This is a genomic window from Undibacterium sp. TJN25, from assembly GCF_049339885.1.
Taxonomy (GTDB): Bacteria; Pseudomonadota; Gammaproteobacteria; order Burkholderiales; family Burkholderiaceae_D; genus Undibacterium.
The window spans coordinates 700,542-721,118 of the sequence record NZ_JBMPPM010000003.1 but is presented as its reverse complement, the minus strand read 5'-3'; the positions used below and the strand labels follow the sequence as shown (position 1 = coordinate 721,118).

The following is a 20,577-nucleotide window of genomic DNA, read 5'->3' as shown; positions in this document are numbered from 1 at the left end:
ATTTTAAATTGCAGGCTATGCCGCCGGTATGGTCCTCTAACTGACATGGTGTCGCTCCTCTTGTGAAGGCTCGACAAGCGTATCACTTCATCTTGCTACCTTGGTCCAGCCCGAGGGGTTCAGTCCAAAAGTGGGTCAGTTTTCAGTGCAAATCAACAACCGTACCGATCAGGACGCCCTACTGATCACAAAAATCTGCTTATCGACCGCCGCCAGGTGGGATGAGGCAGAGTCGCTGCAGATCACGCAATTACACAGTGGTATGGTGCATTACACCAAGACGAAGACGGATAGGAACCGCTCTGTTCCAATCGACGAAAAACTTGCCGATGAAATTCGAACATTCTACGAATCAAAGGAAAGCAACCTCGCCGGCCGAATTTTCAAAGGCTCAGTAGGCGCATTCAGGATGGCAGTAAAAGAATCCGGAATTGAACTCATGCCCGGCCAGCTCACACACGTTTTGCGGCACACCTTTGCCAGCCACTTTGTAATGAGTGGTGGGAACATCCTGACGTTACAGAAAGTGTTGGGGCATCGTGATTTGAAGACCACAATGATCTATGCCCACCTCAGTCCAGAGCATTTGCAAGAAACAAAAGTGTTGAACCCTCTTTCGCGGTTGACACTTGGTTGACAGTTTCGGAAATAAAAAAGGGCTCACATTTCTGTGAGCCCTTAGTCCTACTGGTGCCGGCTGCCGGAATCGAACTGGCCACCTGATGATTACAAGTCAACTGCTCTACCAAATGAGCTAAGCCGGCGAAACTTTTGAAATCGTTTGATTTCTCAATCAATCTCGAAGAACAACATTATAGGCTACTTTATTATTTTTAGCGAGGGTTTCGCAGATTTTTTTTGTGGTTCCGGCGCATCAGTTTCTGCCTGTCTTGCTTCGCCGCTGCTGTCGTTCTGTACAGCCGCCAGGCCCAGCACCGGCTTGACCGGCTGGACTACCTGAATTTCTTCATCGTTCTCGGCGCCCTCTTCCACCGGGTTGACATCGAAGGCCATGCCCTGACCGTTTTCACTGGCATAGACTGCCTGCACGTTTTCTATCGGCACATAGATGTCACGCGAGACGCCGCCGAACCTGGCCTTGAAGACCACGGCTTCATTATCCATTTTCAGGCCGCTGGTGGCGCCGAAGCTGATGTTCAGCACGATCTCGCCGTTGCGGACGAATTCCGTGGGCACGCGCACTGCGCCGCCATGGACTTTCACTGCCAGATAAGGCGTGTAGCCGTTGTCGGTGCACCATTCGTAAATGGCGCGCATGAAATAAGGTTTGGTAGAGATCTCTGACATATGCGGTACTTGGCGTGGTGCAACAGCAGTTGCTGCGCCAGCGTCCCTAAAATGGATTGTAGAAGAATAGACCCTGCTCTAAAAAACAACAAGGCTGACGTCAAACTTCTTTGTCAGCCTTGTGCTTTATCAGCCTATTGAGCGCATGCAGCAATTAACGGCGCATGACTTTCTCAGACGGGGTCAGCGCTTCGATGTAGGCCGGGCGCGAGAAGATGCGTTCGGCGTATTTCATCAATGGCGCAGCTGTCTTGGACAGTTCAATGCCGTAGTGATCCAGGCGCCATAGCAAAGGAGCAACGGCAACGTCCAGCATAGAGAATTCATCACCCAGCATGTACTTGTTCTTGACGAACAAAGGCGCCAGCGTGGTCAGGCGGTCGCGAATTTCTGCGCGGGCCTTGTCCTGCACCTTGGCGGATGCCGTGGATTTGTCGTTTTCCAGCGTATGCACGTGAACAAACAGTTCTTTTTCGAAATTGAACAGCATCAGGCGGGCACGTGCACGCATCAGCGGGTCTGCCGGCATCAGTTGCGGATGCGGGAAGCGTTCATCGATGTATTCGTTGATGATGTTGGATTCGTACAGGATCAGATCACGCTCAACCAGGATAGGCACTTGCCCATACGGGTTCATCGTGGAAATATCTTCCGGTTTATTGAACAGATCTACATCGCGAATTTCAAAATCCATGCCTTTCTCGAACAGAACGAGGCGGCAACGTTGTGAAAAGGGGCAGGTAGTGCCCGAGTAGAGAACCATCATTTTTATAGTTCCTTAGAAACAATTAGGGCGAGGCGCCCATTCTTATGCGCCTCACCCTGGGATAAAACATCCGCCTACGACGATAAGAAGCGGATGACTTGAGAATGGCGTTGACTGACTGAATATTAGGTTTTTTTCGTCAAAATCAATGCCGTTCGGCTTACGCCGATTACTTTACTTCTTTCCAGTACGATGCGTTCAGGCGCCATGCCAGTACGCTCAGGCAGGACAGGAACAGCAACACGAAGACGCCCAGGCGCTTGCGGTTGTTCTGTGCAGGCTCGCCCATCCATTGCAAATACGCTACCAGATCGGTTACTTCGCTATCGTATTCCGCTTCTGTCAGCTTGCCTTTGGTGACTGTTTCAAAACCGGCAAATTTACGCTCGGTCTTGCCGTGCTCATGCGGATCTTCCTCTTCGACGAACTTGGCGCTGCGTACACCTTGCAGCTCCCACAGCACGTGCGGCATGCCGACGTTAGGGAATACCAGGTTGTTCCAGCCGGTTGGGCGGCTGTCGTCCTTGTAGTAGGTGCGCAGGTAGGTGTAGATCCAGTCAGGGCCCGAACCGGCTTCGGATGCCTTGGAGCGGGCGATCACGGACAGGTCCGGAGGAACCGCGCCGAACCATGCTTTCGCATCTTTGGCCGCCATCGTGTTTTTCATCAGATCGCCGACTTTTTCGCCGGTGAACAGCAGGTTGGCCTTGATCTGGTCATCCGTCAGGCCGATGTCGCGCATGCGGTTGTAGCGCATGGCAGACGCCGAGTGGCAGTTCAGGCAATAGTTGACGAACAGCTTGGCGCCATTCTGCAGCGCTGCCAGATCGGTAGTGCGGTTTTCTGCGTGATCCAGCGGGTAGCCGCCTTCGCTGGCCAGTGCAAACACTGGAACAAAGGCAAGCACCGCGATCATTTTTTTAATTAATTTCATGCTTATCATTCCTTTTGGCGCTTAGTGTGCAGAAAATGTCACGCGTTTCGGCACAGGCTTGAACGTGCCCATTGTGCTCCACCATGGCATCAACAGGAAGAAACCAAAGTAGAAAACCGTGCACACCTGGGAAATGCGTTCAAACAGTGGGGACGGCGGTTGAATGCCGAGGTAGCCCAGAGAAACGAAGGCAATGCCAAACAGGATGTACATGTACTTGTGCCAGTCAGGACGATAGCGGATGGACTTGGCAGGAGACTGATCCAGCCAAGGCAAGGCGCCCAGGATGACAACGGAAGAACCGAACAGCACCACGCCCCAGAATTTTGCTTCCAGGCCGAAAGGCAGCATGCCGATGATCATCAACAGGCCCAGGGCCGCAATACCGGCCTTGACGATGCCGGGCAGCTTGGATTTCAGGTACACCAGACTGACGTAGCCAACGATACCGGCCATGACCACATACAGGAACTCGGAAGTGGTGGCACGCAGGATCGAGTAGAAAGGCGTGAAGTACCAGGTAGGAGCGATGTGCGGAGGCGTTTTCAGTGAATCGGCTGGGATGAAGTTGTTGTACTCCAGGAAGTAGCCGCCCATTTCAGGCGCGAAGAATACAACTGCGCTGAAAATCACCAGGAACACGGTCACACCGAACACGTCATGCACGGAGTAGTAAGGATGCGATGGAATCGAATCCACAGGATGGCCGTCCGGGCCGATGTTGTCTTTGACTTCGATGCCGTCAGGATTATTGGAGCCGACTTCATGCAGCGCGATCAGGTGGGCAGCCACCAGGCCGAGCAGGATCAGCGGGATCGCAATCACGTGGAAAGAGAAGAAACGGTTCAGCGTTGCATCGGAAACCACATAGTCGCCGCGTATCCACAGCGACAGGTCAGGCCCGATCAGCGGAATGGCGCCGAACAGATTGACGATTACCTGCGCGCCCCAGTAGGACATCTGGCCCCATGGCAGCAGGTAGCCCATGAAGGCTTCGCCCATCAGACACAGGAAGATCGCAAAACCGAACAGCCAGATCAGTTCGCGCGGCTTGCGGTAAGAACCGTACAGCAGCGCACGGGTCATGTGCAGGTAGACGATGATGAAGAAGGCCGAAGCGCCGGTGGAGTGCATGTAGCGCACCAGCCAGCCCCATGGCACATCGCGCATGATGTATTCAACGGAAGCAAACGCCAGCGTGGCATCCGGCTTGTAGTGCATGACCAAGAAAATACCGGTCACGATCTGGATTACCAGCACCAGCATCGCCAGCGAGCCGAAGATGTACCAGAAGTTGAAGTTTTTGGGCGCGTAGTAAGCACCCCACTGGTCATTCCACAGCTTGGTCAGCGGGAAGCGGGAATCGACCCAGTTCAGGGCCTTGGCGGCGACGGGCGCGTCTGCCGGCAATTTCTTTTCAACAAAAGCCATGATTAAGCCTCGCCTTTCTCATCTTTACCGATGATGACTTTGGTATCCGACAGGAACATATAGCGCGGAACGTCCAGGTTTTGAGGAGCTGGCTTGTTTTTGTATACGCGGCCGGCCAGGTCAAACGTGGAACCGTGGCATGGGCACAGGAAGCCGCCTGCCCAGTCGTCCGGCAGGGAAGGCTGCGGGCCTTCCTGGAATTTGGAGCTTGGCGAGCAGCCGAGGTGGGAGCAGATACCGACAGTCACCAGCAGGTCGCTATGTTCCTTGCGGGAGCGTGCCTGGTTTTTGCAGTACTCTGGCATTTCCATCGTGAACGGCTTTTCCGATTTCGGATCGGCGACCTTGTCTTCGGTCTTGTTCAGGCTGGCCATCATTTCAGGCGTACGCTTCAGGATCCAGACGGGCTTGCCGCGCCATTCGAAAACCTTCATCTCACCCGGTTTCAAATCGGATATATCTGCTTCCACAGGCGCACCGGCGGCTTTTGCTCGCTCAGATGGCTGGAAAGTGCTGACCAGCGCCCCTGCGGTTGCCAAACCAGCCACACCACCCGCCGCACACGTGGCGACGAGCAAGCCGCGACGGCCGGAATCGACCTGCTTTTCGATACTCATACCAACCCCAATCTGTCAAAATTCAAAACTTATACGAAGCTTAAACGGAACTTCTAGCAACCCTAAATTATAAAGGAGCGCAGTATGGTTTTAAAGAAAAACATTTCTCAAATTGGCAACTGAAGCAATTTTTCTACAAATCTGCGCTTATTTACAGGCCCATTAATAATGATTCCCATTTAGCATCTGGTTTTATTGCCAGGAAACTAAATTTAACATGCGGGTGCGTTCTTTTTCGCAAATGGCCGTTAGAATATTGTTACTTTGCTATACGAAGCCGGTTGGCAGGCCGTTGGCATCGCGCCCACATTGCCGTCATCCAGCTTCGGGCGGCTTTCATTTTCCGGAGGATACACAATGAGTATGATGCAAGAGTTCAAGGCATTCGCCAGCAAGGGTAACGTCGTCGATCTGGCGGTGGGTGTCATCATTGGCGCCGCCTTCGGCAAGATTGTCGATTCCCTGGTGGCGGACATTGTGATGCCGGTCGTCGGCCGCATCTTCGGCGGCCTGGATTTTTCCAATTATTACCTTCCGCTGAACGGCCAGGCCACCACGCTGACGCTGGTGGAAGCAAAAAAAGCCGGCGCGGTGCTGGCTTACGGCAATTTCATCACGATCGCGTTAAATTTCCTGATCCTGGCCTTCATCATCTTCCAGATGGTGCGCCTGTTTAACAAAATGAAACGGGAAGAACCCGCTGCCCCGGCGCCAGCTGCCGTGACACCGGAAGATGTACTGCTGCTGCGCGAAATCCGCGACGCACTAAGGAAATAAGCTCGCCGGCTTCCCATGGCACCATGGGAAGCCGCCTGCCTCACCTACACCGCTATCTCGCTATACCGGATTATCGATATCGATAAAATGATGGGCGATCCCGAAATGGCGGGCAATATGGCTGCCCAACGCCTGCACCCCGTAGCGCTCGGTCGCATGGTGGCCGCAGGCCAAGTACGCCACGCCGGATTCCCTTGCCAGGTGCACGGTAGGTTCCGAAATTTCCCCACTTAAATAGACCTTCGCTCCGGCGTCAATAGCGGTGCCCAGCATGTTTTGCGCAGCGCCCGTGCACCAGCCTATCTTTGCAGACTTGTCCAGCGCCTGCCCTGGATCGCCTATCAGCAAGGGTTTGCGGCCCAGCCGCAGTTCCACGCGAGCCGCCAGATCGCCGACGGTATGCAAACCCGCATCGCCGGCGGCGCCCAGCCAGCCCAGGTCATCTTCGCCGAACCTGCCGTCGGGCACCAGCCCCAGCACGTTCGCCAGTTGCGCGTTATTGCCCAGCTGCGGGTGCATGTCCAGCGGCAGATGGTAGGCGAAGAGCGAAATGTCGTTTTGCAGCAGCAGCTTCAGCCTGCGCTGTTTCTGGCCGATGACGCGCATATCTTCGCCGCGCCAGAAGTAGCCGTGGTGCACCAGCACCGCATCCGCCCGCATGTCCACGGCAGCCTGCAGCAGCGCCAGGCTGGCTGTCACGCCGCTGACCAGTACTTTAATGTCGCTGCGCCCTTCCACCTGCACACCATTTGGGCAATAATCACGGAACCGCGATATTTGTAGCTCGGTGGCTAGAAATTCCGACAACTGATCCCTATCTACTGTCTGGTTAGCCTGTTCAATGCGCTGCCCATGCTGCTTGTGCTGTGCGTTTGCTCCGCTTGCGAAGTCCTTACTCATTTTTCACCTGGTATCTGATCTTATGCGACGTCTATGGCTGTTGTTCGCACAAACCGTCACTGTCGGTTTGGCCCTATGGTTCATTGTAACCACCTTGAAACCCGATTGGGCGAATTCCGCCCTCGGCAGCCGGGGCATCCATGTCGCATCCACCGTTTCCATGCAGGAAGCGCCGCTGAGCAAGGTGCCGGCGCAGGGCTCCTACCGCGATGCCGCCAAAAAGGCGATGCCGGCTGTCGTCAACATCTATACCGCCAAGGAAATCAGGCAGCCGAATAACCCGTTGCTCAACGACCCGCTGTTCCGCCGCTTTTTCGGCGACCAGCTGGGCCGCCAGCAACCGGAGCGCCAGTCCAGCCTGGGCTCGGGCGTCATCGTCAGCCCGCAAGGCTACATCCTGACCAACAACCATGTGGTGGAAGCAGCGGACGAGATCGACGTAGTGCTGCCGGACGGCCGCAAGGCCGCTGCCAAGGTCGTGGGTACCGATCCGGAAACAGATCTGGCTGTCATCAAGATCGACCTGGATAAACTGCCCGCAGTGACGCTGGGGCACTCTGACCAGGCCAGCGTCGGCGACGTGGTGCTGGCGATAGGCAATCCTTTCGGTGTGGGCCAGACCGTGACGATGGGCATCATCTCGGCGCTGGGCCGCAACCACCTGGACATCAATACCTTTGAAAACTTCATCCAGACCGATGCGGCCATCAACCCGGGCAACTCCGGCGGCGCACTGATCGACGTCAACGGCAACCTGCTGGGCATCAATACCGCGATCTACTCGCGCAGCGGCGGTTCGCTGGGCATAGGATTTGCGATCCCGGTCACCACCATCAAGACAGTGATGGATTCCATCATCACTACCGGCCAGGTCACGCGCGGCTGGATAGGTGTGGAACCGCAGGACATAACACCGGAACTGGCCGACAGCTTCGGCATTCCGCAAAAATCCGGCGCCATCATTGCCGGCGTCATCCGCGGCGGGCCAGCAGACAAGGCTGGCATCAAGCCCGGCGATATCCTGGTGTCGATAGAAGGCCAGGAAGTGGCCGATACGACCGCCATGCTGAACCTGATCGCGCAATTGCAACCTAACCAGAAAGCCAGGATTACGGTCATGCGCAACGGCCAGGAAACCCAGCTAAGCGTACTGATAGGCAAACGCCAGCGTTCGCGCCGCGAGGAATGAATTCCCCTTGCTGAGCCACCGCTACCAAGACAACCCAAGAAAACACCATGCACATCCGCGACCTGAACCGTTTTTTATTTGAACTGTCCGAAAACAATAACCGCGCCTGGTTCGTGATGAACAAGCCGCGCTACGACATCCTGCGCGCCGAGTTCTTGCAGCTGGTGACCGGCCTGATCGCCGAGATCAGCAAGTTCGACCCGGCCATCCTGGGTTGCGAACCGAAAAAAGCGCTGTTCCGCATCAACCGCGATATGCGTTTTTCCGCTGACAAGTCTCCGTACAAAACCTATTTCTCGGCGTCCATCCTGCCCAGCGGGCGCAAGAAGCCGAGCGATGGCGGCGGCCCTGCCTATTATTTCCAGATCAACCAGGAAGGCGACCTGCTGTTTGCGATAGGCGAATACATGCCGCCTTCAGACCGCCTGAAAAACATCCGCAACCAGATCGTGGCCGACCCGGAAGGCTTCAGCAAGATGATCAAAAACAAGACGATGAAAAGCGTCTTTGGCGGCTTGCAGGAAGAAGGGAAACTGACGCGGCCGCCGAAAGGCTTCAGCGAGGATTTGCCGCATATCGAATACATCAAGCACAAGGGTTTCATGGTCTGGACTGAAATGCCGACCAAAGATATGGATCCCGATACGCTGCAAAGCACGCTGGTGAAGGGATTCAAGGCGGGCTACCCGCTGGCGACCTGGCTGAGGACTGCTTCGTTCTCCTGATACCGCCACCTGGCGGCATCAGACGGCAGCCAGCGAAGCAAAAATCACGCTATAGGTAGCCCGGATGGAGCAAAGCGCAATCCGGGAGCAATCCACGAATCTTACGGAATTCAATCTCCGAATGGCGCAATTTGAATGCCAGCGTTGCGGACATCCCCGGATTGCGCTGCGCTCCATCCAGGCTACCAATCGGATTTTTTAAAATCGGATTTTTTAAAGCAGGAAAATCAGGAAGCCTGGTCTTCTTCAGGCGGCGCCTGCGTAGCTCGGACGAAGGCCGGCGCCACCAGCAAACCCAGCTCAAACAGCAGCCACATCGGAATCGCCAGCGAGAACTGGCTGACCACGTCCGGCGGCGTCACCACGGCGGCCACCACGAAGGCGCCGACGATCACATAAGGCCGTATCGCCTTCAGCTGCTGCAACGTGACCAGACCCATGCGGATCAGCACGACAACGACGATAGGCACCTCGAAAGTGACGCCGAAGGCCAGGCACATCGTCATGATGAAATCGAGATAATTTTCTATATCCGGCGCCACCGTGATCGATGTCGGCGCAAAATCGTTGATGAACCTGAATACACGGCCGAACACAAAGAAATAGCAGAACGCCACGCCGGCCAGGAATAGCAGCGATGAAGAAATCACCAGCGGCGCCACCAGTTTCTTTTCATGCGTATACAGGCCGGGTGCAATGAATGCCCATGCCTGGTACAGCACCCACGGCAAGGCCACCATGAAAGCCAGCAGCAGCGTCACCTTCATCGGCACCAGAAAAGGGGAAATGACGCCAGTGGCGATCATCTTCGCGCCCACCGGCAGCGACGCGATCATGGGCTGTGCAAGGAAATCGTAAATTGCGGAAGGGCCGGGCCACGCAAACAGCGCCGCACAAACGATGGCAATGCCTATCGAGGCCTTTACCAGCCGGTCACGCAGTTCAACAAGGTGGGAAATAAACGTGTCTTGCATACCCGGCGTTTCTTGATCGCTCATGCAAGGTCCATTACAAGGTGAAAATACGGAAACATTGAAGCCTGCTTAAAAGAAGCTGGTGGGAGTGGCGCGCTTGGCCCTGTGCCTGGCCATCCGGGCAGCGCCGGACATCACATGCGCGCGGCGGCCGGTCTGGTTTTTATACCAGCCCGGTACGGCGGAAGTGCGCGCCAGCTTTTTACGGCGGAAGTTCTTGGCTTTCAGCGCCAGGTCCTCGGCGGTGGGCGGCTCGGTCAGCCCGCCGGCGCCGCGCTCGTCGTTCCAGGCGGAATGGATATCGTTTTCCACCTCCGACATGCCTTGTGAAATGGATTGCCCGACTTCCTGCGCGGTATCTTGCACTTCCTTCTGCATCTTGCGCAATTCTTCGAGCTCGATCTCGCGGCTGACCTCGGATTTCACTTCGTTGATATAGCGCTGCGCGCGGCCGAACAGCGAACCCGCCATGCGGGCTACGCGCGGCAGCTTTTCAGGGCCGATCACGACCAGCGCGACAACGCCTATCAATGCCAGTTTGGTTAAACCAAGATCGATCATAGCGTGTGCCCGGAGAGCAGTTCAGCCGACAAGTTAAGCGTCATCAATGCTTCGCTTTTTCCTTGGCTTCCACGTCTATTGTGCTTTTGTCGGCAACCTGACTTGGCGCTGCCTGCGGCTTGTCTTCGTCTTCCGCACCCTTGACACCGTCCTTGAAGCCTTTGACGGCCTTGCCCAGGTCGGAACCGATGTTGCCCAGTTTCTTGGTGCCGAATATCAGCATCACGATTACCAATACCACCAGCCAATGCCAAATACTGAATGAACCCATGTTTGTTTCTCCTAATGAGAGCAATGCTCTCCTGTGAATGAGGTAAAAAGCAGGTAAAGCAGGCAGCAAGCGGATAACAAACCGCTACAGCCCTGCCGGCGCGATCAGCGCTGTCCGCGCCAGGGTTTAGGCCCGCCTATGACATGTACATGCAGATGATACACCTCTTGCCCGCCGTCCGGCCCGGTATTGATCAGCGTCTTGTAGCCGCCGCTGACCTGGCCATCGCTGCCTGTCTGTACGTCGCATCGCTGCTCTTTGGCGATTTTTGGCGCCAAGGCCAGCATTTTACCTAGCAAAACGCCGTCTTGCGCATCGGCATCGCTCAAGGTCGCAATATGTTTCTTTGGAATAATCAGCACATGCACCGGCGCAGCCGGATTGATGTCCTTGAATGCCAGCAGCTCCTCATCTTCATAGACTATGGAAGAAGGGATTTGTTTCGCTGCAATTTTGCAAAAAATACAGTTATCCACGTTCAGGCCTGTCGGTAATATTGTTTTTATCGTATTAGTCGGGTGGCATTGGCGGTCTGTTCTTGCTTCGCAAGCTCAGTTGCCGCTTTTGTTTGATTCCTGCTGATCGCGCAATTCATCCTTGCGGGCAGCTTTTTCTTCTATGCCGGAAATGCCTTCGCGCCGGGCCAGCTCATCCAGCACGTCCTGCGGAGTCAGATTATAGTGCGCCAACATGACCATGCTGTGAAACCACAGATCCGCGCATTCATACAACAGCTTGGAACTGTCGCCCGAGATGCGCGCATCCTTGGCCGCCATCACGGTTTCGGTCGCTTCTTCGCCTATCTTTTTCAGGATGGCATCGTCGCCCTTCGCAAACAGGCGCGATACATAGGACTTTTCCGGGTCGCCGCCATTAGCCAGCTTACGCGACTCAATCACACCGGCCAGGCGTTGAAGGGTAATACTCATTTATATACGCTTTCTGGATCTTTCAATACCGGATCCACCGTCTGCCACTCGCCTTCTGCGGCATCGCCTTCAAATTTCTGGAAAAAGCAGGAATGCCGCCCTGTGTGACAGGCTATGCCATCCACCTGTTCCACTTTCAGCAAGACCACGTCTTCATCGCAGTCCAGCCGGATTTCGACGACCTTTTGCGTATGGCCGGATTCCTCGCCCTTATGCCACAGTTTCTTGCGCGAGCGGCTCCAGTAGACAGCCTCGCCCAGCTCCACCGTGCGGGCCAGCGCATCGCGGTTCATCCATGCAAACATCAGCACATCGTTGCTTTTTGCTTCCTGTGCGATCACCGGCACCAGGCCGTGCTCGTCCCATTTAACCTTATTGAGCCATTTTGCGTGTATGCCCGACATCATGCCAACCTCATGGGGATATGTTGTGCAGCCATGAACTGCTTGGCCTCTTGCACCGTATGTTGTCCATAATGAAAAATGCTGGCAGCCAGCACGGCGTCTGCGCCGCCTATCTTGATGCCGTCCGCCAGATCCTGCAGCCCGCCGACGCCACCGGACGCAATCACAGGGATGCTGACCGCATCCGATACTGCACGCGTCAGGCCCAGGTCAAAACCGACCTTGGTGCCGTCCCTGTCCATGCTGGTCAGCAGTATTTCGCCGGCGCCCAGCCTGGCCATGTTCCTGGCCCATTCCACTGCATCCAGCCCGGTGGCGTTGCGGCCCCCATGCGTGAACACTTCCCATTTGCCGGGAGAAACCTGTTTCGCGTCGATAGCGACGACGATGCATTGCGAACCGTATTTTTGCGCGGCATCCGCCACCAGTTGCGGGTTCGTAATGGCCGACGTGTTGATGCTGACCTTGTCCGCGCCGGCATTCAGCAGGCGCCGCACATCGGCGACCACGCGCACGCCGCCGCCTACCGTCAGCGGGATGAATACCTGAGAGGCCACTGCCTCGATAATCGGCAATATCAGGTCGCGCCCATCGGATGATGCCGTGATGTCCAGGAAAGTGATCTCATCGGCGCCCTGCTGGTCGTAGCGGCGGGCGATTTCCACCGGGTCGCCGGCATCGCGCAGCTCCTGGAAATTGATGCCTTTCACTACCCTGCCCGCGGTTACGTCCAGGCAGGGGATGATGCGTTTGGCCAGCGTCATGGTGCTTTACTCTTCATCTGTATCGCCGCTCAGTTCATCGGCCCTGTCCTGCGCCGAAGACAGGTCCAGCGTGCCTTCGTAAATGGAGCGGCCGCAAATGACCGCTTCTATGCCTTCGCCCTGCACCGCGCACAATGCTTCCACATCCTTGATATCGTGCACGCCGCCGGAAGCAATGACCGGGATCTTCACCGATTGCGCCAGCTTGACGGTCGCCTCAATGTTGACGCCGCCCATCATGCCGTCGCGGCCGATGTCGGTATAGACTATGGATTCGACGCCATAGCCTTCAAACTTGACGGCGAGGTCGATCACCTCATGGCCGGACAGCTTGCTCCAGCCGTCGGTGGCGACCTTGCCGTCCTTGGCGTCCAGGCCGACGATAATCTGTCCCGGGAAGGCGCTGCATGCGTCCGCCAGGAAGCCAGGGTTCTTGACTGCCGCCGTGCCGATGATGATGTAGCTCAGGCCGTCATCCAGGTAGCGCTCTATCGTGTCCAGATCGCGGATGCCGCCACCCAGCTGCACCGGGATTTCCTCGGTATCGGTTTCTTCAGCGTAATCACGCACCGCCTGGATGATGGCCTTGACTGCTGCTTCATTGCGCGGCTTGCCGGCAAACGCGCCGTTCAGGTCCACCAGATGCAGGCGACGGGCGCCCTGCCTTAACCAGTGTCGCGCCATTTCGGCAGGATCTTCGGAAAATACAGTGGCTTGGTCCATATCGCCTTGTTTCAGGCGAACACAGTGACCGTCTTTCAGGTCGATGGCAGGAATGAGCAGCATGGCTGGATGAAATACGTAGGTAGTTAATGAGTTTGACTATGACAAAACTTGAATCGTTACATCTATTGCCAGGGTACCCTAGGGATTCCAGTGTACAAAGTTTTTATAAAGTTGCAATCCTGCGGCGGCGCTCTTTTCCGGATGGAACTGCGTCGCAAAAATATTATTCCTGGCTACCGCGCATGCAAATGGCGAGCCGTAATCGGTAATCCCCACAGTATCGCCGGATTCCGCCGGGCTCGCATAATAGCTGTGCACAAAATAGAAGTAACTTTCATCGGCGATATCTTTCCACAGCGGATGAATTTTGCCTTCATGCACCGACTGCCGCACGCGGTTCCAGCCCATCTGCGGCACCTTGAAACGCGAGCCGTCTTCCTGCAGCTGTCCATCCAGCTGGAAACGCATTACCTTGCCGGGCAACAAGCCCAGGCCCGGCGTATTGCCCTCTTCGCTCAGATCGAACAGCATCTGCTCGCCGACGCAGACGCCGAACAGCGGTTTGCTGGCCGCAGCTTCCAGCACCGCGTCCTGTACACCAGATTCGCGCAGGCTGCGCATGCAGTCATGCATGGCGCCCTGCCCCGGCAACACGATGCGGTCGGCATCCCGTATATCCGCGGCTTCGCCGGAAACACGCACGTCGGCCTCCGGGGCCACGGCGCGCAGGGCTTGCGCCACTGAGCGCAAGTTGCCCACACCGTAATCGACTACAACAATTTTTTTCATTTTAGATAGTAAGCACTGGCTAAGCGTAAGTACCGCTATGCGTTGATCGCAATTTTATATCGCAACTACAGACTGCCTTTAGTGGAAGGTATCGTTCCCGCTGAACGCGGATCGAGTTCAGCCGCCATGCGCAGGGCGCGGCCAAAGGCCTTGAATACGGTTTCGCATTGATGATGCGCATTTTCACCGCGCAGGTTGTCGATATGCAGCGACACCAGCGCATGGTTGACGAAGCCCTGGAAGAATTCATGCGTCAGGTCAACATCGAAGGAACCTATCATCGAGCGCTTGAAAGGAACGTGGAATTCCAGGCCTGGACGACCGGAAAAATCGATGACAACCCGGGACAGCGCCTCATCCAGCGGCACATAAGAATGGCCGTAGCGGCGTATGCCTTTTTTGTCGCCGATGGCAATTGCAAATGCCTGGCCCAGCGTAATGCCGACGTCTTCCACGGTGTGGTGGGCATCGATATGCAAGTCGCCGTCGGCTTCAATTTCCAGATCGATCAGGCCGTGCCTGGCAATCTGGTCCAGCATGTGGTCCAGGAAAGGCACGCCCGTATTGAGCTTTTGTTTTCCGGTGCCATCCAGATTGATTGCCACACGAATCTTGGTTTCGTTGGTGTTACGGCTTACTTCAGCGGTGCGTTGGGCTTGCATGATAGGTAGAAGACTAGGTTTTTAAAACGAGTTTAACACCAATGTCACGCCGCGCCATCGTCTTGACGATGGCTGGACGCTCATCAGAGGGATGCGGCCAGCGCATCCAGCAGGGCGGCATTTTCTTCCGGAGTGCTGACCGTCACGCGCAGGCAGTTCTCCAGCAGACTATGCATTTTACCCACATTTTTGACTAAAATTTTATGTTCCAACAATTTAGCGAATACTTGTTCGGCATTTTCGACACGAATCAGCAGAAAATTTGCTGCGGATGGAAATACCTTCACCTTTGGCAAGGCTGCCAGCGCTGTCGCCAGCTTGCCTCTTTGCTCACGTAATTGCGCGGCCTGCGCATCCAGCACGTCTACATGCTGCAATACAAATTCTGCCGCTGCCTGCGTCAGGACATTGATATTGTACGGCGGGCGGACTTTTTCAAACTCTGCCATCAGTGCCGCGCTGCCGGACATATATCCCAGCCGTATGCCAGCCAGGCCCAGTTTTGATACCGTGCGCATGACCAGCAGGTTATCAAACTGCGGCAACAAGGGCATGAAACTATCCTGTGCAAACGGCTGATAAGCCTCGTCCACCACGACCATGCCGGTATCGCCGACGGCGGCAATTATTTCCAGCATCGCCCCCTTGTCGAACAGGTTGCCGGTAGGATTGTTCGGATAAGCCAGGTAGACGATAGCCGGCCTGTGCTCTGCAATTGCGGCCAGCATTGCCTCCTTGTCCAGGCTGAGATCGGCGGCCAGCGGCACGCCGACAAATTCCAGTCCGGCAAACCGGGCCGACATCGCATACATGACGAAACCCGGCAGTGGCGCCAATACCTTGGCGCCAGGCTTGGCGCAGGCGACCGAAATCATCGCGATCAACTCATCCGAACCATTGCCAAGCACCACTTCATAGCCGGCAGGCACACCCAGCTTGCCGCAGATTGCCTGTTTCAGCGCTGTATAAGAGGGCACGGGATAGCGGTTCATTGCCACTTCGGACAGGCGCTGCGCCAGCTGCTGCTTCAGATCCTCGGACAGCGTATACGGATTTTCCATCGCATCCAGTTTCACGAAGCCGGCCGAATCGGGAACGTGGTAGGCAGACAGGCTGCGGATTTCAGGACGGATGATGTTTTCTATCAGGGACACAAATATGCTCCATACGGCAAATGCTTGCCGGCATTAAATAATGGGGAAGCGGCCACTGCCGTTTCCGAAAAAATGGTGAGGAGCCTGATATGCCCCTGTCTTACGTGGCCGGGTTCCGGTAAGATCCCTTCGCATTGCGATCCGCAGCATAACGCCGCGGACGCTGGATACCTGGTTTTGCCGCTCAAGCCGCCCCTAGTGCGCCTTCCTGTTCGGCGCCGCCGTCATCCAGCAGGCGCTGCTCTATCATCGCGCAATATTCGGGATTCAGTTCAAACCCCACATAGTCGCGGCCGCAATGCCGGGCCGCTACTGCCGTCGTACCGCTGCCCATGAAAGGGTCCAGCACTACGCCGCCCGGGGGGCAGGACGCCTTGATGATGCGCTCGATGATTTCCAGTGGTTTTTGCGTCGGATGCTCCTCGCGTTCTGGGTGCTCCCTGTGCAGGCGCGACACGCTCCACACGTCCTTGGGATTGAAACCCATCTCCAGCCACTTGGCGCCTTCGAATATCTTGCGCGACCTTGCCTTCTTGGTTTCCGCATCGTAGGGGATGCGGATAGCATCCAGGTCAAAGTGATAATCCTTGGCCTTGGCGAAAAAACCTATCGTGTCATGCACCGACGAAAATTTGCGCGTGCTGCCGCCCATCGAAGGTACGCGCCGATCCCAGATGATTTCATTGACCATGATCATGCGCTGTTTCAGCAGCACGAACACTTCCGGCGAATAGCGCCAGGTCAGGAAGGTATACAGGCTGCCGTTGGCCTTCAGCTTGGGCAGCGCCAGGTCTATCCACTGCTGCATCCACGCCAGGTATTCCGCCGACTCCATCTTGTCGGAATCATTGCCGTAATCTTTGCCCAAACCATACGGAGGGTCGGCCACCAGCAGATCGACGCTGCCGTCGGGAATCCGCGCCATACCCTGCAGCGCGTCTTCGCAAAAAATACGGTTGCGCCAGCCGGCGTCCATTTTTGTCATTTCAGCCTGTACTCGGCGCTGCGGGCATGCGCCTGCAAACCCTCGCCATAGGCCAGCTCAGCCGCCACGCGACCCAGCGTCTGCGCGCCCTGCTCGCTGACGTGGATGATGCTGGAGCGCTTCTGGAAATCGTAGACGCCCAGCGGCGAAGAAAAACGCGCGGTGCGGGAAGTCGGCAATACGTGGTTGGGGCCGGCGCAATAGTCGCCCAGCGCCTCGGAAGAAAAACGGCCGAGGAACATCGCGCCTGCATGGCGCACCAGGTCGGCCCACTGTTGCGGATTTTCTGCCGAAATTTCCAGATGCTCCGCGGCGATGCTGTTGGCGATTTCGCAGGCTTCCTGCATATCCTTTACCTTGATCAGCGCGCCGCGGTTGGCGAGCGAAGTGCGGATTACGTCCTTGCGCGGCATGCCGTCCAGCAGTTTGACGATGCTGGCCTGCACGGCCTCGATATAGGCTGCGTCCGGACACAGCAGGATGGATTGCGCCAGTTCGTCATGCTCGGCCTGCGAAAACAGGTCCATCGCCACCCAGTCCGGGTCGGTCGTGCCGTCGCAGATTACCAGTATTTCGGAAGGCCCGGCGATCATGTCGATGCCGACAGTGCCGAATACGCGGCGCTTGGCGGCTGCTACATAAGCATTGCCGGGGCCGACGATCTTGTCCACCTGCGGTATGGTCGCGGTGCCGTAAGCCAGCGCGCCGACTGCCTGCGCACCGCCTATCGTGAATACGCGGTCCACACCGGCAATCGCAGCAGCCGCCAGCACCAGCGGATTCTTGACGCCATCCGGCGTCGGCACGACCATGATGATTTCTCGCACGCCGGCCACCTTGGCCGGGATTGCATTCATCAGCACGGAAGACGGATAGGCGGCCTTGCCGCCGGGGACATAGATACCGACGCGGTCCAGCGGCGTTACCTTCTGGCCCAGCACGGTGCCGTCCGCCTCGGTATAGCTAAATCCAGCGGAACCGCATTCATCCTTCTGCCGCTCATGGTAGGCACGCACACGGGCGGCGGCAGTTTCCAGCGCGACGCGACGCTCCGGCGCCAGCGATGCCAGCGCCTGTTGCATTTCCTGCTGCGACAATTCCAAAGCCTGCACGGCGCTTGCACCCAGCCTGTCGAAACGGTTGGTCGCGTCCAGCACCGCGGCATCACCGCGTGCTTTGACGTCCGCCAGTATCTGCGCTGCTGCGTGGTCTATCGCTTCATCTTCGCCGGCTTCGAAAGCCAGCAAGGCGGAGAGCCTGGCGGCGAAATCCGCCTGCGTGGAATCCAGTCTGGATATGGGTAAAGACATAATATTCTCGGTCGGATGCGGGTGTGTCGCGGCAGCTTGCGCTGCCCATTTTCTGCCGTGCTGCCTAGGTATCACTACATTACTGTGTTGCCTGCTTTTCGTTGCTGTTCTTCGTTGCTGCTTTTCGTCGCTGCTTGCTTACTTGTTCCTGGACGCATTTTCGAACGCTTCCAATATCGGCTGCAGGCGTTCGCGCTTCAATTTCAGCGCTGCCTGGTTGACGACCAGCCGCGAAGAAATTTCCATGATGTGCTCGACTTCCACCAGGTTGTTTGCGCGCAGTGTGCTGCCGGTGCTGACCAGATCGACAATCGCATCGGACAGGCCGACCAGCGGCGCCAGCTCCATCGAGCCGTACAGCTTGATCAGGTCCACATGCACGCCCTTGCTGGCGAAATGTTCGCGCGCGGTTTCCAGGTATTTGGTGGCGACGCGCAAACGCGCGCCCTGGCGTACTGCGGTCTGGTAATCAAAGCCAGCGGACACCGCCACCGACATGCGGCACTTGGCGATCTGCAGGTCGATAGGCTGGTACAGTCCCTCGCCCCCATGTTCATGCAGCACGTCCTTGCCGGCCACACCGAAATCCGCGGCGCCGTATTGCACATAAGTGGGCACGTCGGATGCGCGTACGATGATGACCCGAACCTGCGGATCATTAGTCTGCAGGATCAGCTTGCGCGAGGTTTCCGGATCTTCCGTCACCTTGATGCCTGCCGCTTCCAGCAGCGGCAGGGTTTCTTCAAAAATACGCCCTTTGGACAAGGCCAGGGTAAGTTGCTGGGACATGAGGACTCTTTCTGTTCGCTTCTCGTTTGCTTCTTGTGTGCCTATATGCGCGTATGCATGCGTATAGCCGCTATTACTTGATGCGCCGGATATCGGCGCCTATGCCGGACAGCTTCACTTCCATCCTGTCATAGCCGCGGTCCAGGTGGTAAATGCGGTCCACCAGGGTTTCCCCTTCTGCCGCCAGGCCCGCGATCACCAGCGACGCCGATGCGCGCAAATCGGTCGCCATGACGGGCGCGCCTACCAGTTTTTCCACGCCGGTTACCGTTGCCGTATGGCCGTCGATCTCTATCTTCGCACCCAGGCGATTCATTTCCTGCACATGCATGAAACGGTTTTCGAAAATGGTTTCAGTCACGCGGCTGTTACCGGATGCGATGCAGTTTACCGCCATGAACTGCGCCTGCATATCGGTAGGGAATCCGGGATATTCCGTCGTGCGGAAGCTGACTGCTTTCGGCCGCCCGCCCATCTGCGCGCGTATCCAGTCCGAACCGCTGGTGAGGACCACGCCGGCTTCGCGCAGCTTGTCCAGTGCAACGTCCAGAATGTCGCTGCGCACATTGCGCAAGGTGACGTCGCCGCCTGCCGCGGCCACCGCGCACAGGAAGGTCGCGGTTTCTATGCGGTCCGCTATCACGGTATGAGTAGCGCCATGCAGGCTGGCTACGCCTTGTATGACCAGCCTGTCGCTGCCTATGCCTTCGATCTTCGCGCCCATCGCCACCAGCAGGTTGGCAAGGTCGGTGACTTCCGGTTCGCGCGCCGCATTCTCCAGCACCGTTTCGCCTTCGGCCAGCGTGGCGGCCATCAACAGGTTTTCGGTGCCGGTCACGGTAATCATGTCGGTAACGACACGGGTGCCTTTCAGTTTCTTGGCCCGGGCGTGGATGTAGCCCGCTTCGATGGTGATTTCCGCTCCCATCGCCTGCAAGCCCTTGATATGCTGGTCCACGGGACGCGAGCCTATCGCGCAACCGCCCGGCAGCGATACCCTAGCTTCGCCGAAGCGCGCCACCAGCGGGCCCAGCACGAGAATGGATGCACGCATGGTCTTGACCAGGTCGTAAGGTGCCTCCAGCTGCGTGATGGCGCTGCCGTTGAGCGTGACGACGCCATCCTGCTGCGTCACCTGCAGGCCCATCTGGCGCAGCAGTTTCAGCATTGTCGACACGTCCTGCAAGGACGGCACATTGTGCAGCACGATATCGTCGGCCGTCAGCAGGCCTGCACACAGGATAGGCAGCGCGGCGTTCTTGGCGCCGGAGATGCTGACATCGCCCGCCAGGCGCTTGCCGCCGGTGATCAGTAATTTATCCATTATTTCGCAAATTCGTCCGGCGTCAGGGTCTTCATCGACAGTGCGTGGATTTCTTCGCGCATGCGGTCGCCCAGCACTGCATACACTAGCTGGTGGCGCTGGATCAGGCGTTTGCCGGCAAAGGCGTCGGACACGATGACTGCGGTGAAATGCTGGCCGTCGCCCTCCACTTCCAGGTGTGAGCATTCCAGGCCGGTGGCGATATAGGTTTTGATTTGTTCAGGTGTAGGAAACACGATTCATTCTTTCAATTAGTCAGCACAGCGCATGGGCACTCTGTCCCATGCG

26 protein-coding genes and 1 tRNA gene are annotated in these 20,577 nt (G+C 56.8%); 4 read left to right on the top strand and 23 right to left on the bottom strand.

What is annotated here, in order from left to right:
- Positions 1 to 145: 145 nt before the first annotated feature.
- The gene (locus ACO0LO_RS10215) at positions 146 to 637 is read left to right on the top strand and encodes a tyrosine-type recombinase/integrase (RefSeq protein ID WP_422964103.1); all 492 of its coding nucleotides are present in this window, start codon (positions 146 to 148) and stop codon (positions 635 to 637) included.
- A 51-nt stretch (positions 638 to 688) separates the two neighbouring features.
- Here the strand turns inward: ACO0LO_RS10215 and ACO0LO_RS10210 are convergent.
- From ACO0LO_RS10210 to petA, 6 genes are all read right to left on the bottom strand, one after another.
- Positions 689 to 764 (bottom strand) — tRNA-Thr (locus ACO0LO_RS10210).
- 55 nt (positions 765 to 819) lie between these two features.
- Entirely contained in the window at positions 820 to 1,308 is a 489-nt protein-coding gene (locus ACO0LO_RS10205; RefSeq protein ID WP_422964102.1) for a ClpXP protease specificity-enhancing factor, read from the bottom strand.
- Positions 1,309 to 1,462: 154 nt separating this feature from the next.
- Entirely contained in the window at positions 1,463 to 2,074 is a 612-nt protein-coding gene (locus tag ACO0LO_RS10200) for a glutathione S-transferase N-terminal domain-containing protein (protein ID WP_325392290.1), read from the bottom strand.
- Between the two features lie 169 nt (positions 2,075 to 2,243).
- Positions 2,244 to 3,008 carry a cytochrome c1 gene (locus tag ACO0LO_RS10195; RefSeq protein ID WP_422964101.1) on the bottom strand — a complete coding sequence of 255 codons (765 nt, stop codon included), beginning with the start codon at positions 3,006 to 3,008 and terminating at the stop codon, positions 2,244 to 2,246.
- Between the two features lie 21 nt (positions 3,009 to 3,029).
- The gene (locus tag ACO0LO_RS10190) at positions 3,030 to 4,442 is read right to left on the bottom strand and encodes a cytochrome b (protein WP_422964122.1); all 1,413 of its coding nucleotides are present in this window, start codon (positions 4,440 to 4,442) and stop codon (positions 3,030 to 3,032) included.
- Positions 4,442 to 5,056: a ubiquinol-cytochrome c reductase iron-sulfur subunit gene (petA, locus tag ACO0LO_RS10185; protein ID WP_422964100.1), complete on the bottom strand. Its 615-nt coding sequence runs from the start codon at positions 5,054 to 5,056 to the stop codon at positions 4,442 to 4,444. Before petA ends, ACO0LO_RS10190 begins: the two co-directional genes overlap by 1 nt.
- A gap of 357 nt (positions 5,057 to 5,413) precedes the next feature.
- Between petA and mscL the strand changes: the two genes are divergently transcribed.
- The gene (gene mscL / locus ACO0LO_RS10180; RefSeq protein ID WP_422964099.1) at positions 5,414 to 5,833 is read left to right on the top strand and encodes a large conductance mechanosensitive channel protein MscL; all 420 of its coding nucleotides are present in this window, start codon (positions 5,414 to 5,416) and stop codon (positions 5,831 to 5,833) included.
- Positions 5,834 to 5,893: 60 nt separating this feature from the next.
- Here the strand turns inward: mscL and ACO0LO_RS10175 are convergent, their stop codons facing one another.
- The gene (locus ACO0LO_RS10175) at positions 5,894 to 6,733 is read right to left on the bottom strand and encodes a Nif3-like dinuclear metal center hexameric protein (RefSeq protein WP_422964098.1); all 840 of its coding nucleotides are present in this window, start codon (positions 6,731 to 6,733) and stop codon (positions 5,894 to 5,896) included.
- 22 nt (positions 6,734 to 6,755) lie between these two features.
- Here ACO0LO_RS10175 and ACO0LO_RS10170 point away from each other — a divergent pair, with 22 nt between their 5' ends.
- Together ACO0LO_RS10170 and ACO0LO_RS10165 are read left to right on the top strand one after the other, a co-directional pair.
- On the top strand, positions 6,756 to 7,922 hold the full coding sequence (locus tag ACO0LO_RS10170) for a Do family serine endopeptidase (protein WP_422964097.1): 1,167 nt from the start codon (positions 6,756 to 6,758) through the stop codon (positions 7,920 to 7,922).
- A gap of 47 nt (positions 7,923 to 7,969) precedes the next feature.
- Positions 7,970 to 8,647 carry a DUF2461 domain-containing protein gene (locus ACO0LO_RS10165; RefSeq protein WP_422964096.1) on the top strand — a complete coding sequence of 226 codons (678 nt, stop codon included), beginning with the start codon at positions 7,970 to 7,972 and terminating at the stop codon, positions 8,645 to 8,647.
- A gap of 227 nt (positions 8,648 to 8,874) precedes the next feature.
- On the opposite strand, the gene tatC is transcribed toward ACO0LO_RS10165, so the two are convergent.
- From tatC to ACO0LO_RS10085, 16 genes are all read right to left on the bottom strand, one after another.
- On the bottom strand, positions 8,875 to 9,645 hold the full coding sequence (gene tatC, locus ACO0LO_RS10160) for a twin-arginine translocase subunit TatC (protein ID WP_422964095.1): 771 nt from the start codon (positions 9,643 to 9,645) through the stop codon (positions 8,875 to 8,877).
- A 45-nt stretch (positions 9,646 to 9,690) separates the two neighbouring features.
- Complete coding sequence (gene tatB, locus ACO0LO_RS10155; RefSeq protein WP_422964094.1) at positions 9,691 to 10,182, bottom strand: Sec-independent protein translocase protein TatB; 492 nt, start codon at positions 10,180 to 10,182, stop codon at positions 9,691 to 9,693.
- 43 nt (positions 10,183 to 10,225) lie between these two features.
- Positions 10,226 to 10,453, bottom strand: a complete 228-nt coding sequence (gene tatA / locus ACO0LO_RS10150) for a Sec-independent protein translocase subunit TatA (RefSeq protein ID WP_422964093.1) — start codon at positions 10,451 to 10,453, stop codon at positions 10,226 to 10,228.
- A 104-nt stretch (positions 10,454 to 10,557) separates the two neighbouring features.
- On the bottom strand, positions 10,558 to 10,929 hold the full coding sequence (locus ACO0LO_RS10145; protein WP_422964092.1) for a histidine triad nucleotide-binding protein: 372 nt from the start codon (positions 10,927 to 10,929) through the stop codon (positions 10,558 to 10,560).
- 75 nt (positions 10,930 to 11,004) lie between these two features.
- Positions 11,005 to 11,382: a phosphoribosyl-ATP diphosphatase gene (locus tag ACO0LO_RS10140; RefSeq protein WP_422964091.1), complete on the bottom strand. Its 378-nt coding sequence runs from the start codon at positions 11,380 to 11,382 to the stop codon at positions 11,005 to 11,007.
- Positions 11,379 to 11,786 (bottom strand): phosphoribosyl-AMP cyclohydrolase, encoded by a 408-nt coding sequence (hisI, locus tag ACO0LO_RS10135; protein WP_422964121.1) that lies wholly within the window; start codon positions 11,784 to 11,786, stop codon positions 11,379 to 11,381. Before hisI ends, ACO0LO_RS10140 begins: the two co-directional genes overlap by 4 nt.
- The gene (gene hisF / locus ACO0LO_RS10130; protein WP_422964090.1) at positions 11,786 to 12,550 is read right to left on the bottom strand and encodes an imidazole glycerol phosphate synthase subunit HisF; all 765 of its coding nucleotides are present in this window, start codon (positions 12,548 to 12,550) and stop codon (positions 11,786 to 11,788) included. The genes hisI and hisF overlap by 1 nt, the downstream gene beginning before the upstream one ends.
- Positions 12,551 to 12,556: 6 nt before the next feature.
- Positions 12,557 to 13,336: a 1-(5-phosphoribosyl)-5-[(5-phosphoribosylamino)methylideneamino]imidazole-4-carboxamide isomerase gene (gene hisA, locus ACO0LO_RS10125; RefSeq protein ID WP_422964089.1), complete on the bottom strand. Its 780-nt coding sequence runs from the start codon at positions 13,334 to 13,336 to the stop codon at positions 12,557 to 12,559.
- A gap of 78 nt (positions 13,337 to 13,414) precedes the next feature.
- Complete coding sequence (gene hisH / locus ACO0LO_RS10120; RefSeq protein ID WP_422964088.1) at positions 13,415 to 14,065, bottom strand: imidazole glycerol phosphate synthase subunit HisH; 651 nt, start codon at positions 14,063 to 14,065, stop codon at positions 13,415 to 13,417.
- 65 nt (positions 14,066 to 14,130) lie between these two features.
- The gene (gene hisB, locus ACO0LO_RS10115; protein WP_394780926.1) at positions 14,131 to 14,727 is read right to left on the bottom strand and encodes an imidazoleglycerol-phosphate dehydratase HisB; all 597 of its coding nucleotides are present in this window, start codon (positions 14,725 to 14,727) and stop codon (positions 14,131 to 14,133) included.
- 83 nt (positions 14,728 to 14,810) lie between these two features.
- Complete coding sequence (hisC, locus tag ACO0LO_RS10110; RefSeq protein WP_422964087.1) at positions 14,811 to 15,881, bottom strand: histidinol-phosphate transaminase; 1,071 nt, start codon at positions 15,879 to 15,881, stop codon at positions 14,811 to 14,813.
- A 184-nt stretch (positions 15,882 to 16,065) separates the two neighbouring features.
- Positions 16,066 to 16,866: a DNA-methyltransferase gene (locus ACO0LO_RS10105; RefSeq protein WP_422964086.1), complete on the bottom strand. Its 801-nt coding sequence runs from the start codon at positions 16,864 to 16,866 to the stop codon at positions 16,066 to 16,068.
- Positions 16,863 to 18,176, bottom strand: a complete 1,314-nt coding sequence (gene hisD / locus ACO0LO_RS10100) for a histidinol dehydrogenase (RefSeq protein ID WP_422964085.1) — start codon at positions 18,174 to 18,176, stop codon at positions 16,863 to 16,865. The genes ACO0LO_RS10105 and hisD overlap by 4 nt, the downstream gene beginning before the upstream one ends.
- Positions 18,177 to 18,314: 138 nt before the next feature.
- A complete protein-coding gene (hisG, locus tag ACO0LO_RS10095; RefSeq protein ID WP_422964084.1) occupies positions 18,315 to 18,965 on the bottom strand; it encodes an ATP phosphoribosyltransferase in 651 nt (216 codons plus the stop codon).
- Between the two features lie 73 nt (positions 18,966 to 19,038).
- On the bottom strand, positions 19,039 to 20,289 hold the full coding sequence (gene murA / locus ACO0LO_RS10090) for a UDP-N-acetylglucosamine 1-carboxyvinyltransferase (RefSeq protein ID WP_422964083.1): 1,251 nt from the start codon (positions 20,287 to 20,289) through the stop codon (positions 19,039 to 19,041).
- Positions 20,289 to 20,525 carry a BolA family protein gene (locus tag ACO0LO_RS10085; RefSeq protein WP_422964082.1) on the bottom strand — a complete coding sequence of 79 codons (237 nt, stop codon included), beginning with the start codon at positions 20,523 to 20,525 and terminating at the stop codon, positions 20,289 to 20,291. Before ACO0LO_RS10085 ends, murA begins: the two co-directional genes overlap by 1 nt.
- Positions 20,526 to 20,577: the final 52 nt, after the last annotated feature.